Raw genomic sequence first — 14,956 nt, 5'->3', positions numbered from 1 at the left:
GCAGCAGGTTTACGGATTCCCGTAATATCGGGTCAGTTTTTTGTGAAATCTTGCATCGGAATATCGATTGCTATGAGAATATATCACATGAGAACTTTTTGCCTGCTTCTGTGTTTGATCAGCTTTGATAAGCTGGTAACAGCCCAAACTTCTATTATTGTGACTAATCAAGAGATTAATATTCCCGGATCGATCGCTGTTGGCGTATGGCAGAATAACAACAATAATAAGTCTTTTCCAGACTATCCTAAAATGCATTACGCATTTGCAGCAGGTGATGAGATCGCAATAGATTTTACCACGAAAAATGGTAAAGGTACACAACGAATGAGTGTAACGGAATATGAATCAGGTTCAGTTGCATATTCAAATAATGCTTTTCAGACATTGACTGATATAAGAATCAAAGTGCCTAAAACCGGTATTTATAAATTTGAATTTGCTACCAATCACGTATTTGATAGACAATGTAATGTGATGATCAGACGTATTCCAGGTATTAACGCGCCTGGGAATTTCAATTATAATGTGAATTGGAAAATTATAAGCGATACAGTCTTTAATAAAAGAGAAGAGGCCGTTAAAGTAAAAACCACCTACGAAACAATAAGTCTGCAAACACCAATCAATCATTATATAAACAGTGTTACCAATCTTACAGGTAAAACCCGGATCAGTTTCCCAATAATACTTCCGGAAAACACAGTAGAATGGTATTATACTTTTGCAGCTACCAGGAATAAGGCTGATGTAGATAAAACAAAACAGAAGATGAAATTGATGGCCGACTTATCAAAGATAATAAGTCTGACAGGAGCATTACCTTTGGGAATCAGTATGCTTACCGAACCGCCGGGGGCTAATTATTGTGATGTATATCTTATATCGCAAGAAACGAATCAGGCATTTCTTGAAAAAAAGCCCTTTAGGGAATATGCAGAAGCTACAAGAGAAAATCTCATGTCTGGTGTAGTAAAAATTAAAGATTGTTGTAAAGTCGGCCGTTATTTTATTGGCATGAGAAATAATGATCTGACATATGGTATTGAAGTGATGATTGAGGTGGTTGCTATTGTACAAAGTGATGTTTATGAAACAAGGATTGTGAAACGACCTATGTCTGTTACACAACATAAAGAGCCGTATATGTTAAATTAAATCTGCTGTTATCGCGGGTGATCTGCTCTTTAAGAAGCATACCTTTTTCCGAAGACGGTTTCGGTTTCTTTATCGGTGGTTACGCTCAAAATATAATTCTGGTAACACTGTCTGGTACTCTGTGCCTGTAGTATCATCCTTCCAGTAAACAATAAAATTTACTTTTGCCTGTTTAAGCTGATATCCTTTCTGACGAAATTGTTCAATTTCATTGCGGCATTGTTGTGAAAAACGGAGCACTGCATTTTCGTTGCGATCATTGCAACCTTCTGCAGTGATGAGCAATGACATTCCGCTCATTAATCCTTTTACTATGTGTTGTGTTCTGCTGAAGTAGCTTAATATTACACTTTTAAGCGTTGTTTGCATAACAAGCAGGTCAGGCTGCTTATAAATTGTCTGGTCAATTGTACGGTTAAGATTAGCTACCCGGATATCATTAAAATAAGAACCATTCGTGTGTATCGAAAGTCGCTCTTTTGCCCGGGTGATACCCACATAAAGCTGACGTTTATCTTCGTCTGTACTGATATTCATTCCGTCCAACAGGAGATACACGTGGTCAAACTCTTTTCCTTTTGCTTTATGAATGGTTGATACAAGAATACTTCCGCCTGCTTCATGAGCGAAATCTTCAATTTTTGACTCTCTGATAAAAATTTCCAGATCAGATTTGTATTTTTTTTTCGGATTCGCAGCTTCAAAATCCCGTATGATTGATTGGCATAACTCTAACTTCGGACTGTGTTTATATGTCTGAATAAGGCTTCTTTCTGCATCCTTCCAGGTGTCTTCACTGATGAGGAAAGTGTCTGGTTCCAGCTTTAGCGCATTTATGAAAAACCGAATTTCAGCCAGGTTGTAAAGGTTGAATCCATCCTGGTGCTGAATTAGTTTTGCGCTTAAACCCTGGTTAAGCAGCAGTCCTGTAATCTGGCTGGCTTCCTCATTAAACCTGGTTAAAACGCAAACAGAACCATGTGTTGCAGAAGCTGTAATTGCTTTTACGATCGGTGTAACAAGATTTTTACTTTGATATAGAACGAGATCGATAATTCCATTTGGCTTTTTATTAGCCTGAATAGGTAATTCCTTTAAACGATGCCCGATGCCGGATACAAAATGATTTGCAAAATCTACCAGGTTTTTTTTGCTGCGATAATTCTCAATTAATTCATATTTCTTTGCTTCTCTTTTTTTAATAAAATCTTCCAGATAAGCTGAGTCTGCACCTCGGAATGTATAAATATTCTGGTCATCATCACCTACGGCAATTACCCGCATATCCTCATTGTGTTCAATCAGCGTATTGATCAACGCATATTCATCCGCATTCATATCCTGTGCCTCATCAATCACCAATACTGTTTTTTGTGATTTTATTTTCTTCCACTTCACCGTTTCTGATTTTGTCGACAGCAGCGGACAACACGTTGCTTGACTGCTCCAGGTTCCCAACCCGCCCTAGCAAGTCGAAACAATATGAATGAAAAGTTTTAATCTCTACGAAATGTGCAGATCCTGCAATAAGATCTATTAACCGTTTTTTAAATTCTGTGGCAGCCGCACGGGAGAATGTAACCATGAGTAATTGTTCATGTTTTACATCTTCCAGATAAAGTAAAGAGGCGAGCTTGTGAACTAATAAACGGGTTTTTCCGCTGCCAGGGCCAGCTGCGACCACAATATACCTGGATGTACTGTCTTTTACAATGTCAAGCTGTGCAGGAGATAATGTTCCGAAGAGTTGTTTGAATTTGGCCGGTGTCAGATGCCGCTTAATTTCATGTTGCCGTCCGGGAAAGTACTGAGCAAGGAAATCATCATACCTGAGTTGAAAATAATCATCAACAAACTTCAAAGCTCCTTTATAGTCAGAGAGCATTTTTTTTGCATATTCGCCCACTATATGAATTTGCTGTACTTTCTGCTCATAATAAGTATTCAGTTTGTCGTAATCCGATACTTTGTATTTAATCTTGTTGTCATACTCCAGGCGGTCAATCATTAGTTTGTTATAAGTAACCAGGAAGCCGCCTTCAATTTTAATTGCGTCAATGCGGGATAAATAAAATAAGGTATCTTCAATATCATGCAGCGTAATCTGCATTTGGAACAAGGTCAAAGACTTTACAAATGCTTCTTTCAATTCATGTACGGAGAATTCAACCAGAATATCTTCCTCAGAACTATTTACCTGAGCAGCCCTGTTATACAAATATGTGGTGATGAATTTAGCCAGTTCATGTCTTATTTGAAGTTTTCTTTCTAATAACTCTTTTGAGTGGGCACAAACAGCGATAAAATGATTTCGTGAATGCGGAGAAGCATTCCGCCTGATCCATCCTTTAATTGCCCATATATTCAATAAAGTTTTGAGTTTATTGGGATTCATTTGCTTACAGCCGTATAGTTCCGCCTGTTCATTAAGATCCTTCAGGTGAAAGAGCTTTTCTTCTTCTTCAAATTGTGTTAGCAGAAACGCCTCAGCTTTGTTAAATACTTCTGATATACTGAATGAGCGGTTTTTATTTTCACCTCGCTTTATATAGGCAGATAAATCTTTTGTGTCTCCAAGGATCTTTTCCTCCCGTAACAGGCTTATTATGTGAATTACCTCTTCTTTGGAAATTCCGAGAACATCAGCCAGATAGTCAACACGGGATTCTGCATCTTCTCCTGTGGTATGTTTTCTGCTTTTGGTTGAAAAGAGTTTTTTGATGATACGCTCGGCATACCCGCGCTCTTTTTCGTCAAAATTACCAGAGGCGGTTATTTTATTTATAGCAGTTTGGGCATTAGGGGTCAATATACTGTTAGCGAATACACGTGGCATATTCTGCCCCCGTTTCACATACCCTGCATCTTCAAGCGCCGCAACAGCAGTGGTTACCCTTGTTTCTATTTCAGAGATGTGATCGTCCCAGCCAGCTTTTCTTGCAATTTCAAGTGCCGAATGTGAAACGCAAGCCCGTATTCTGGTCAGATCTTTTATCGCTTTCCAAACCTGCTGGATCTCCTTAATACTCAATCTGGTTTGGTTCAGCAGGATAAAATGTTTGGTTAAATCTTCTTCGTTAAAAAGGACAAAACATTCGGCCGTAATATGTTCATCTCTTCCTGCTCTGCCAGCTTCCTGAATATAGTTCTCCAGCGAATCTGAAATCTCGTAGTGGATAACCATACCAATGTCTTTCTTGTCCACACCCATGCCAAAAGCAGAAGTTGCAACCATTACCTGTACTTCGCCAGATATAAAATCGTTTTGATTGATGGTCTTTTGTTGTGCATCCATTTTCCCGTGAAATGCTCTTGCATTAAAGCCGTCTGCCTCCAGGCGTGCAGCCAGTTTATTTGCTGTACCTGTGCGGGAAACATAAATGATAGAAGGGCATTTTTTCTCTTCGATAAGATTTCTGGTTACAATATATTTATCATCCTCCGTTCCTTTTTCCATTACCTTGTACCGTAAATTTGTACGCGACGCTGTGGTTCGGAATATTTCGAGATCTAGCGATAGCTTTCGTTTAAAATAAGCTTGTATATCCTCAATCACATTTTGCTTGGCAGTAGCCGTAAAACAGGAAACCGGTATGGGTTCTGCAAGATTTTTTGTTTTCTGTAACTGCCGGATAAAATCTCCGATATAGAGATAATCAACCCTGAAATCTTGTCCCCAGCTTGAGAAACAGTGTGCTTCGTCGATAACAAAGCGTACGATCTTCCTGCCTAATAATAACCGTTCAATAGTACGGGAACGGAGAGATTCGGGAGAGATGTATAAAATCGAAGCCGTGCCTTCTTCTACGCGGGCGAAAGATTGGGCCCGTTCAATAGGATCCAGCAATCCATTAATTGTAACTGCTTCCGTAATTTCCGCCTTTTCCAGATTATCCACCTGGTCTTTCATTAGTGATTGCAAGGGCGAAATCACAACGGTTAACCCTTTGATATTCCTTCCGCTCATCAGCGCCGGTACCTGGAAAGTAATAGACTTGCCGCCGCCTGTTGGAAAAACTGCCAGTAAAGACTTGTTGTCAACAGCTGCCTGAACTGCTTTTTCCTGTAAAGGCTCATCGGCATATTTACGGTATGCGTCAAATCTGAAGAAATCTTTAAGAGCACGATGAATATCCAGCGCCTTATCACAATAAGCGCATCCCGTGATGCATGGCTTATTTCTTAAAAGCCGCATGATCCTTTCCACATCAGGATAATTTTTGATAACCCAAGGCGGCGTTATCGAGTGGCGATCCTGACAATCGATCAGTGCCAGGGAATAAGAAAGTTCCACAGGAAATTGTTCAATTATCACATCCAATTCCGCCTGTGCACAAATTTGAGATTCAAATCTTTTAAGGATCAACAGATTTACAGTCACATCACCCGGGTGATAGCCAATAAAAGAAAAAAAAGCCTGGAATCCTGCCTGTTGTTTTAATAAGCAATAGAATATTTGCTGTAGTTCTGGGTCTTTGGCTTTAAAAGCGTTCACTTCTTCAAAAAAAAGATCGCGCGCTTTGATTGCATCATTCAAAGGATTATTGGATTGTTCCGGCTCCCATTTATCATCTTTTATCAGTTTATGATATGGCTTCTTTGGAAAAAGCAATGGCGACAGGAACAAAGTATCAATAACATGCGATGTGTTTAATCCGATAGTTTTTAACGGCTCCTGCAGATAAATCAGATCATGGCGAATGAAATTATGGCCGCAGATAAAGGTCGCATCTTTTATAAATTGAATGAATTGAGGTACAGAATTAGAGTGAAGTATGCTATTATCCTGTTTAATGCAGCCAAGATCAAGAATTTTTTGACTCCAGGGTTCAATTTCAGTATCCAAAAAAGCGATTGGCTTCATGTTCCGCTGGCAGGTTTCGGTTGATTGGTACCAGCTAATATACTGATTTTTTAAAATACATTAATCAGGACACTAATATTTACTTTGGGCTTGCAATGCTCACTTACTCTCCTCATAAGTAGGCCCGTACAAACCCGGCACTTTGTTCCCCGTTGCTCTCAGGTAAACGATCATCTCACCGCGGTGATGGTAAATATGGTTGAATAAGAATCCCCTTGCCACAATTCCTCTCGGAAGCGGACCCAGGACTGTCTTTTCCCCAACTTTCATGGTCCAGTTATCCTGAAGCCGGTCTTCTGTGGTCGATTTTAATGCCGCTCTTGCCTTCTCAACATTACTTTCAAACAACGCGAGCGTTGCTTTGATATCATTTACATCACCGCGTTCCAGGTGGTCTGCAGCCATGTCGTATACATCATGTGTAAAAGTTCCGGTATACCAGTAATAGATCGTGGCAATATGCTGCGCCAGCTGACCCATGGTCCAGGATGTTTCGGCTGGTTTATACGCCAGGTCTTTTTCCGGCACAGCCTGCAATAGCCTGCGTGTATTGTTCACTTCATGTTCAAATTCCTGGAGAAGGTATTGGAGTACCATAGTGTGTGATTTGATATAAATATACGGAACATGTTAAAGACAGCCGTTTTTCCGCATATAAGAAGCCGAAAACACGCGGCGCATTGAACCTGATGAAGAAATTGCATGGAAGGCAGTGATACGGCCTGTAAAATGCATATTTTTGACCCAGCCCGATCGTATTGGGTGAGCAACCTTATGTATAATTATTGGGCATTTGGCCTCCGGATACATTCAGATATAGCATTTCCCGAACTGCTTCCTTTTAACTTTAACGGAGATGCTGACGTTATTGTGCAGCTGGGTGAAGTAGCTATTGCCGGGAAAGGATGGAATATCTCAGCCGATGAATTCTCTTTCAGTATCCGGGATGTTGCGAAGTATTATGTTGCTTCCGGTAAAACAATCGTGGCTGAACCGCTTGAGCAGGTAGACGTAACCAATGTTACTGCACTCCGCCCGCTCCGTTTATACCTGCTTTCCACCGCATTTGCAGCAATCATTACCCAAAGAGGCCAGATCCCTTTACATGCTTCCGCAATCGAAGGAAGAGAAGGGCTTACACTTATAGCCGGTGATTCCGGAGCCGGTAAGTCAGTCACACTGGCCACACTTTCTGGCCTGGGGCATAAGATCTTCAGCGATGATATTATCGTAATGAAGAAGATGCCGGATGCAGAAGACCTCCTCGCATTTGCTTCTTACCCGATGGTTAAGTTATGGAGCGACTCACTGGAGAAACTTCAGCAGGATCGTTTCTCCGACCGTTCTTTCCCCATCAAACCCGGAATGGATAAATACGGCATATTTTTTCATGATGCGTTCGACCGCACCGGCAAACAGGTAAAGAACATTGTTTTGCTGAAAAGGAAAACCGAAGGGCCTGTTACGGTTACCGCATTAACCGGGAAAGATGCTTTTGCTGCAATCCGCAATCAGCTATACAGACCGATGCTGGTATTCACGATCGAAGCACGCATGATACTTATGAAAACCATCGCAGCCTTAATAGAAAGCTGCAATATTTATGAAATTACCCGGCCGGAAATCTGCGATCCATTTGAACTGGCAACGGTTATCCTGAACATCACCAGTGAAAATAAAACCGATACCCACCATTCCTGAGTACTGTCTCGAAAAAGATGTTGGATAATATTGCCCGCTGATGATGTAACTTAGAACCCCGCATGCAATTCAGAGCACACAATATCTTACTGGCAGATGGTCGCAAAACCCGTGGCGACAACATGCTCCTTGCAGATACCGTTTTTATGCAGGCTATCAGAACCACGATAAAAAAGCAACTGCCGCAGGCAGAAAATCTGAAAGCGGTAGATCTTGCCTGTCTCGAAGGTGGCTTCTCGGTAGAACTGGCCCGGATGGGTTTTGATACATTAGGGATCGATGCAAGGAAAGAAAATCTCATCAATGCCAATTTTGTAAAATTTACTACAGGCCTCAATAATCTGAATTTTGTATTGGACGATGTCCGTAATCTTGAACGTTACGGCACATTCGATCTCGTATTATGTACAGGTATTCTGTATCATCTTGATCAGCCCGCCGAATTCCTGAAAATGTTGTACAGGCAGACCCGTCATACGCTTGTCCTGTATTCTTTTTACGCTCCGGGGTTCGACCTGGCTTATGATGTTAGGTCCGAAATAACCAGGCTGAGGAAAAAACTGCGCCCCGGCAGGAAAAAAAAGAATATCAGCGAAATTTACCAGGAGATCGGTATAACAGCAGATGAGAGGAGCAGCACGCCTTCATACGCATCCCATATCAAAGGCACCAAGTTAGGATGGCTGACAAGGAATGAAGGCTATGCAGGTCGCTGGTACAGAGAATGGGATAAAGATATCAGCCGCGAAAAAGTAGAAGGCAAAATCCAAACAGCTTATTCCAATCACCGGTCTTTCTGGTTCACAAAGGAAGAACTGTTAAGGGCAGTCCGTGATGCAGGCTTCCGGAATGTAGAAGAACAGACCATGCCACTGGGTGATTTTCACGAAAAATATCCGGAGCATTTCTATGGGCGTAGCTTGCTGGTGGCCATGAAATAATACATCAGCGCATTTCCGCCAGGATCGTTTGTATCTGAATGCTTCGTTAATTTAATATTTAATCATTACTTCAATCATCAACAATGCCATCTGCCACATTCGCAGGGTTTCACCTGGCCGGACTCAAACTGAAAGATAAAACAACCAATGCCAACGGGCGTTCAGGCATCGATTGCGGGAATCACTGGCAGGCCTTTGAAAAAGGTAATTATGCAGAACGCATTCACGAAAAGGTAAACGATGATATTTATGCCGTATACTTCGAGTATGAGGGTGATCATACCCAGCCCTATTCCTATTTTATCGGTTGCCTGGTGAAAGAGGCAGCGTCAGTTCCTGGCGATATGGATCATCTTTTCATTCCGGCAGGTGAATACAGGCATATCGTAGCCCGGGGGACAATGCCTGATTGTGTGGCAGGAGAATGGAAAAAAATATGGAAATCTGATCTCGAACGGGGTTACCGCTATGATTTTGAAGTGTACGATGAGCGCAGCAGGGACTGGAGTGATGCTACTGTTGATATTTATCTTTCCTGACGAAAAATGCAGTCCGGAAAATAGCAAGTGATACTTTGCTGAACCCCTCCGGGAGACATGGGAGATGGTTATAAAACCGATACAGTTAACCATACCAGTCTTTGCAGAGACACTTTGGGTTCGGTGCCCGGCGGCCGGGAGCGACGCAGATGCCTGCACCGTCTGAAGGTTAAAATCTATAAGCAGCTTTGGAAATCGCAAGGCGTGATGCGCTGAGTCCCCCTTCGGGAGACAACAGCGAGAGAAGAAAGACGAGGCCCAACGGCCTGAGCGACCGAAAGCAACGAACTTGAACCGACTTAAAGAATCGAAATATCTTCCGAACACCTGTGAACTGTTATCCGTCAGCGGGCGATATTACAATATCTTTGGGATATGCATCCCGCTTTCCCCGCCACTTATTCCACACTTTGCCCTGCAGCGCTGGCTGAGCTGATCTCGGAGAAATATGCCATTGAAAATGTACAATGCAAACTGCTGGTCAGGGGAGTGGGCGATACCTACCTGGCCGAGGCTGCCGAGAGCCGGTTTATACTCCGCGTGTACCGGTCCACCCACAGGAACCTGCAACAAATAAAGGAAGAAACTGAACTGCTGCTCGTATTGAAACAGGCGGGTATATCCGTTTCTTACCCGATTGCAGACGAGTCCGGACGGATCATCCGGGAACTGGAAGCCGCTGAAGGAATACGTTATGCGGTATTGTTCAGTTATGCGCCCGGACAAACGGTAAAAGCATTGAATCCTCAGCAGCTGTACAATTTCGGATATGAAATGGCACGTTTTCATAAAGTTTCGGAGGGAATGGGAACGGACAGCAGGTGGCATTTTGATACAGCCACAACACTTTCCCGGCCATTGGAATTATTGAAGACGGTATTGGCGGATGAACCGGAAACTTATAACTGGTTACTGAAGGTTGCAAAAAAAGCAGCAGAAAAATTAAGCAATGCTGATACAAATGCCTTTGCAAAAGGATACTGCCATTTCGATTTTCTGCCTAAAAATGTACATTTCGAAGGCGATGCTGTTACATTTTTTGATTTTGACTTCATGGGTGATGGCTGGCTGGTAAACGATATCATGTCTTTCTGGCAACACCTTGCCCTGGATGCATACACCGGAAGAACAACGCCTGAAGCCGCCCGTAACGATTATAGTACTTTCCTGGAAGGTTACCGCACCGTTCGGACCATAAGCGAAGCCGAACTCGGAATGGTGCCGTATCTTACTCCCGGTTTCTGGCTTTTCTACATGGGCTTTCATACTACGCACGATCAGTTCTTCGCATTCAGCCAACCCGCACAGGTGAAAGTATTTGCGAGTTTTTTACGATATGTGGTAAACGCTTATTGGAATAACGAAGACAAAGTATAGAGCAGTATGGATAACCTTATCATCAGGAAACTGACCCTTAGTGATGTTGAACAGTTGCAGCTGATCGGCAGGCAAACCTTCCATGAAACATTCGCACCTGTAAACTCGGAAGCGAATATGAGCCAATACCTTGAGGAAGGTTTTGCATCGGATAAATTAACTGCCGAACTGAACAACCCGCAATCGGAATTTTATTTTGTCCTGTCCGATACTACCATTGCCGGTTATCTGAAACTGAACCGCGGCCAGGCACAGACAGAACTCAAAGAGCAGGCAGGACTGGAGATTGAACGGATTTATGTACTGAAAGCTTTTCACGGAAAACAGGTAGGACAGGCATTATATGAAAAAGCGATGGAAGTAGCCGGCGCTATGCATGCGGAGTATGTGTGGCTGGGTGTCTGGGAAGAAAACAACCGTGCAATCGGCTTTTACCGGAAAAACGGTTTTGAACCTTTCGGTCAGCACCTGTTCAGGTTAGGAGCTGATGTACAGACAGATATATTGATGAAAAAGACTTTAATACAAAAATCATGAGCTTTAATAAACAACCGGTACTCGAAAATGAAACGGTGATCCTTTACCCGCTGGCGGAACAGGATTTTGAAGTATTATACAAAGTAGCTTCCGATCCTGAGATCTGGGAGCAGCATCCCAACAAAGACCGCTGGCAGAAAGATGTGTTCCGGAATTTTTTTGATGGCGCCATGAAAAGCGAAGGGGCGTTCAGGATTGTTCATAAAGCCACTGGTGAAACGATTGGCAGTACACGCATCTATGATTATCATGAAGCAGAAGATACCGTTCTTATTGGCTACACGTTTTATGCTACGGCTTATTGGGGCAGGAATATCAACCGCGCTGTTAAGACGATGATGCTGGATTATCTTTTTCAGCATGTTTCAAAAGTGCATTTTCATATCGGCGCCAATAATATCCGCTCCCAGATCGCGATCGGTCGTATCGGTGCAGATAAGATCGCAGAACAGGAAGTGGCTTATTTCGGGGAGCCTTCAAAACTGAACTATGTATATGAGATCAGCAGGGATAAATGGGCCGGACTCAGAAACTCAATACTGCAATAACCACAGGTTGCAGTTATAAAACGAATGTGACTTCATGCAGAAGAAAAATCTTTTTTTAGGTTTATTGATATTGGGAACAGCCTTCTGGGGCATTGCATTTCCTGTAACCAAAATGGCCATGGGAAACTTTTCCCAAACCACATTCCTGTTTTACCGTTTCCTGGCGGCAACCATTGTTCTGGCCGTTATTTTCTTTAAATACGTAAGGGCCGCAACCCATGCTGTGATTGCACACGGTGCTGCACTGGCTATTCCGTTGGTTTTCGGTATCCAGTTACAAACCCTTGGGATAAAACATACTTCTGCATCGCAATGTGCATTCGTTGCCGGTATGAGTGTGGTGATCATACCGGTGATGAAAATGTTTTTTTACAAAACCACCGTTCTGCCCAGGATCTGGCTTGCCGCCCTGATTGCACTGGCGGGTTTGTTTGTGATCTCGATCAAAGAAAATTTCACCATCAATATCGGGGATGTTTATACAATTACTGGTGCTTTCGGGTTTGCGGTTTACCTGATACAGGTAGAGAAATATGCAAGATCGAAAGAGATCCTTCCTGTGATCGTGCCGATGTTTGCCACCTGCACACTGGTTACAGGCGGCCTCGCCTTGATCGATCCTGCTGCCAACTGGTTTCCGCAAAGCAATGCATTCTGGCTCGGAACAATTTTCTGTGCCTTGTTCTCTACTGCCTATATGTACACGGTATCTAATCTGTCGCAGAAATACATCAGCGCAGAACGTGTTGCCATTATTTATCTTTTTGAACCTGTGTTTGCAGCGATCGCGGCTTTTCTGATGCTGGGGGAGAACCTTACCTGGCGTCTGTTTATTGGCGGAAGCCTGATTATTATTGCCACGCTGATTGCAGAAATGAAAGTGGGGAAACCCGTTTCTGAAAAAATAGAATCCCTGTCGTCCTCACCCGGCCCGGATTGGCCGGATGAGGATCTATGATTGACAAGGGGTGGTTTTTATTGATGTCCTGGCAGGTCAAACCTGTCGAGGTTCATTACTTTATTCCAGGCGGCAACGAAATCGGTTACGAATTTTTCCTGTCCGTCTGCACTGCCATATACTTCCGCAATGGCTCTCAGTTCCGAATTGGATCCGAACACGAGATCGGCGCGGGTAGCAGTCCATTTTACTTCACCCGTACTGCGGTCGGTACCTTCATAAAGCTCGCGGTCTTTCGAAACTGCTTTCCAGGCTGTTCGCATATCGAGCAGGTTTACAAAGAAGTCGTTGGTAAGCTGACCCGGCCGCTTTGTGAATACACCGTGGGCCGAGCCGTCAAAATTTGTATTCATGGCGCGCATACCGCCAATGAGTACTGTCAGTTCCGGTGCTGTAAGTGTGAGCAGCTGTGCTTTATCGATCAGTAATTCCTCTGTCGATACAGTGAATTTTGTTCTGCGATAATTACGGAATCCATCTGCAGCTGGTTCGAGATAGCCCACGGATTCAACATCAGTTTGTTCCTGCGTTGCATCCATCCTGCCCGCTGTGAAAGGAACAGTAACCGAATGCCCTGCATCTTTTGCTGCCTTCTCTACTGCCGCACAACCTGCCAGTACGATCAGGTCAGCGATTGAAACTTTTTTACCGCCTGTTTGCGCACTGTTGAATTCTTTCTGGATGGTTTCAAGTGTGCCAAGCACTTTCTGCAATTGAGCAGGCTGGTTCACCTGCCAGTACCGCTGCGGTGCAAGGCGGATACGTGCGCCGTTTGCACCACCTCTTTTGTCCGAGCCGCGGAACGTGGAAGCAGATGCCCATGCCGTGGAAACCAGTTCTGATATACTTAATCCTGATGCGAGCACTTTCGCTTTCAGGTCTGCAATATCTTTTGCATCAGCGAGTGGATGATCAACAGCCGGGATCGGGTCCTGCCAGAGCAGTTCTTCCTGTGGCACTTCATTGCCGAGGTATCTTGCGCGTGGCCCCATATCACGGTGCGTCAGCTTGAACCAGGCTCTTGCAAAAGCATCTGCAAAAGCATCCGGGTTTTCCAAAAAGCGGCGGGAAATCTTTTCATACACCGGATCGAATCGTAAAGAAAGATCGGTGGTGAGCATGGTTGGCAATTGCTTTTTTGAACTGTCATATGCATGAGGAATAATTGCCTGCGCATCTTTTGCTACCCACTGGTGTGCACCTGCAGGACTCTTTGTCAATTCCCATTCAAAGCCAAACAGGTTCTCGAAGAAATTATTGCTCCATCGGGTAGGCGTGGTAGTCCAGGTTACTTCAAGGCCGCTTGTGATCGTATCCGGCCCCTTGCCGGAACCATAACTATTGCTCCAGCCGAATCCCTGCATGTCAAGATCAACTGCTTCGGGTTCTTTGCCCACATGTGTTGCAGGTGCGGCTCCGTGTGTTTTACCAAAGCTATGCCCGCCGGCGATCAGTGCTACGGTCTCTTCATCATTCATTGCCATGCGGCCGAATGTGTCGCGGATATCTTTTGCGGCTGCAATAGGATCGGGGTTGCCGTCCGGTCCCTCAGGGTTTACATAGATCAGCCCCATCTGTACTGCAGCCAGGGGCTTTTCCAGGTTGCGGGAATGGATGTCTCCGTCTGCATCGTCATCCGATGATACAACACCATGAGCTGCTTCCACGCCGTCAGAACCATGTGCATAGCGGATATCCCCGCCCAGCCAGGTTGTTTCAGAACCCCAGTACACATCTTCCTGCGGTTCCCACACATCTTCACGTCCGCCTGCAAATCCGAATGTTTTAAAGCCCATCGATTCAAGCGCCACATTACCGGTAAGAATCATCAGATCGGCCCAGGAAATTTTATTGCCGTATTTCTGTTTGACAGGCCACAGCAATCTGCGGGCTTTATCAAGACTAACATTATCGGGCCAGCTGTTCAGTGGTGCAAAACGTTGCTGACCGGCTCCGGCACCACCACGGCCATCCCCAACACGGTAAGTTCCGGCGCTGTGCCAGGCCATACGGATGAATAACGGGCCATAATGCCCGAAATCTGCAGGCCACCAATCCTGCGAATCGGTCATCAATGCATGCAGGTCTTTTTTTACGGCCTCAAGATCAAGACTTTTAAAAGCTTCGGCATAATTGAAGTCAGGGTTCATCGGGTTGGATAAGGACGAGTGCTGACGCAGGATATTAAGTTTTAACTGGTTGGGCCACCAGTCGCGGTTCCTGGTGCCGCCGCCCCCAACATTGTTTTTCATAGTGCCATTGTGAAACGGGCATTTACTGAGATCCTTTGATTCATTTTCCATGTGTATCGGTTTAGGTACTGAATGAGTTGC

Annotated in this window: 12 protein-coding genes; 8 read left to right on the top strand and 4 right to left on the bottom strand. The window is 44.0% G+C overall.

Translation table 11 applies throughout. From position 1 onward, the window contains the following. Positions 1 to 87: 87 nt before the first annotated feature. Positions 88 to 1,158, top strand: coding sequence for a hypothetical protein (locus B5D42_RS13055; protein WP_078831966.1), 1,071 nt, complete (start codon positions 88 to 90; stop codon positions 1,156 to 1,158). 69 nt (positions 1,159 to 1,227) lie between these two features. On the opposite strand, the gene B5D42_RS18230 is transcribed toward B5D42_RS13055, so the two are convergent. The 3 genes from B5D42_RS18230 to B5D42_RS13045 all read right to left on the bottom strand — a co-directional run bounded on the left by B5D42_RS18230 (position 1,228) and on the right by B5D42_RS13045 (position 6,619). Then, positions 1,228 to 2,556, bottom strand: a complete 1,329-nt coding sequence (locus B5D42_RS18230; RefSeq protein WP_217698826.1) for a 3'-5' exonuclease — start codon at positions 2,554 to 2,556, stop codon at positions 1,228 to 1,230. Beyond that, positions 2,510 to 6,022, bottom strand: a complete 3,513-nt coding sequence (locus B5D42_RS13050; RefSeq protein ID WP_217698825.1) for a RecQ family ATP-dependent DNA helicase — start codon at positions 6,020 to 6,022, stop codon at positions 2,510 to 2,512. The genes B5D42_RS18230 and B5D42_RS13050 overlap by 47 nt, the downstream gene beginning before the upstream one ends. Positions 6,023 to 6,121: 99 nt before the next feature. Further along, positions 6,122 to 6,619 carry a DinB family protein gene (locus tag B5D42_RS13045; RefSeq protein ID WP_078831965.1) on the bottom strand — a complete coding sequence of 166 codons (498 nt, stop codon included), beginning with the start codon at positions 6,617 to 6,619 and terminating at the stop codon, positions 6,122 to 6,124. Positions 6,620 to 6,796: 177 nt separating this feature from the next. Between B5D42_RS13045 and B5D42_RS13040 the strand changes: the two genes are divergently transcribed. The 7 genes from B5D42_RS13040 to B5D42_RS13010 all read left to right on the top strand — a co-directional run bounded on the left by B5D42_RS13040 (position 6,797) and on the right by B5D42_RS13010 (position 12,623). Beyond that, positions 6,797 to 7,723, top strand: coding sequence for a hypothetical protein (locus B5D42_RS13040; RefSeq protein ID WP_078831964.1), 927 nt, complete (start codon positions 6,797 to 6,799; stop codon positions 7,721 to 7,723). Between the two features lie 62 nt (positions 7,724 to 7,785). Beyond that, positions 7,786 to 8,664, top strand: a complete 879-nt coding sequence (locus B5D42_RS13035) for a class I SAM-dependent methyltransferase (RefSeq protein ID WP_078831963.1) — start codon at positions 7,786 to 7,788, stop codon at positions 8,662 to 8,664. 83 nt (positions 8,665 to 8,747) lie between these two features. Continuing rightward, positions 8,748 to 9,203 carry a GyrI-like domain-containing protein gene (locus tag B5D42_RS13030; RefSeq protein WP_078831962.1) on the top strand — a complete coding sequence of 152 codons (456 nt, stop codon included), beginning with the start codon at positions 8,748 to 8,750 and terminating at the stop codon, positions 9,201 to 9,203. 375 nt (positions 9,204 to 9,578) lie between these two features. After that, positions 9,579 to 10,580, top strand: coding sequence for a phosphotransferase enzyme family protein (locus B5D42_RS13025; RefSeq protein ID WP_078831961.1), 1,002 nt, complete (start codon positions 9,579 to 9,581; stop codon positions 10,578 to 10,580). 6 nt (positions 10,581 to 10,586) lie between these two features. Then, a complete protein-coding gene (locus B5D42_RS13020; protein ID WP_078831960.1) occupies positions 10,587 to 11,117 on the top strand; it encodes a GNAT family N-acetyltransferase in 531 nt (176 codons plus the stop codon). Further along, a complete protein-coding gene (locus B5D42_RS13015; protein ID WP_078831959.1) occupies positions 11,114 to 11,665 on the top strand; it encodes a GNAT family N-acetyltransferase in 552 nt (183 codons plus the stop codon). The genes B5D42_RS13020 and B5D42_RS13015 overlap by 4 nt, the downstream gene beginning before the upstream one ends. 34 nt (positions 11,666 to 11,699) lie before the next feature. Continuing rightward, positions 11,700 to 12,623 carry a DMT family transporter gene (locus B5D42_RS13010; RefSeq protein ID WP_078831958.1) on the top strand — a complete coding sequence of 308 codons (924 nt, stop codon included), beginning with the start codon at positions 11,700 to 11,702 and terminating at the stop codon, positions 12,621 to 12,623. 17 nt (positions 12,624 to 12,640) lie between these two features. Here the strand turns inward: B5D42_RS13010 and katG are convergent, their stop codons facing one another. Continuing rightward, a complete protein-coding gene (gene katG / locus B5D42_RS13005) occupies positions 12,641 to 14,926 on the bottom strand; it encodes a catalase/peroxidase HPI (protein ID WP_078831957.1) in 2,286 nt (761 codons plus the stop codon). Between the last annotated feature and the right edge of the window lie 30 nt (positions 14,927 to 14,956).

Origin of the sequence: Sediminibacterium ginsengisoli, from assembly GCF_900167075.1 — a bacterium.
Lineage (GTDB): Bacteria > Bacteroidota > Bacteroidia > Chitinophagales > Chitinophagaceae > Sediminibacterium > Sediminibacterium ginsengisoli.
This window is presented reverse-complemented; position numbering and strand designations above follow the sequence as displayed.

Bases quoted from the DNA above. Each gene is read 5' to 3' on its own strand.
- B5D42_RS13035 (WP_078831963.1), top strand. From the start codon at position 7,786: ATGCAATTCAGAGCACACAATATCTTACTGGCAGATGGTCGCAAAACC.
- B5D42_RS13030 (WP_078831962.1), top strand. From the start codon at position 8,748: ATGCCATCTGCCACATTCGCAGGGTTTCACCTGGCCGGACTCAAACTG.
- B5D42_RS13015 (WP_078831959.1), top strand. From the start codon at position 11,114: ATGAGCTTTAATAAACAACCGGTACTCGAAAATGAAACGGTGATCCTT.
- B5D42_RS13040 (WP_078831964.1), top strand. From the start codon at position 6,797: ATGTATAATTATTGGGCATTTGGCCTCCGGATACATTCAGATATAGCA.
- B5D42_RS13010 (WP_078831958.1), top strand. From the start codon at position 11,700: ATGCAGAAGAAAAATCTTTTTTTAGGTTTATTGATATTGGGAACAGCC.
- katG (WP_078831957.1), bottom strand. From the start codon at position 14,926: ATGGAAAATGAATCAAAGGATCTCAGTAAATGCCCGTTTCACAATGGC.
- B5D42_RS13025 (WP_078831961.1), top strand. From the start codon at position 9,579: ATGCATCCCGCTTTCCCCGCCACTTATTCCACACTTTGCCCTGCAGCG.
- B5D42_RS13020 (WP_078831960.1), top strand. From the start codon at position 10,587: ATGGATAACCTTATCATCAGGAAACTGACCCTTAGTGATGTTGAACAG.
- B5D42_RS13050 (WP_217698825.1), bottom strand. From the start codon at position 6,022: ATGAAGCCAATCGCTTTTTTGGATACTGAAATTGAACCCTGGAGTCAA.
- B5D42_RS13045 (WP_078831965.1), bottom strand. From the start codon at position 6,619: ATGGTACTCCAATACCTTCTCCAGGAATTTGAACATGAAGTGAACAAT.
- B5D42_RS13055 (WP_078831966.1), top strand. From the start codon at position 88: ATGAGAACTTTTTGCCTGCTTCTGTGTTTGATCAGCTTTGATAAGCTG.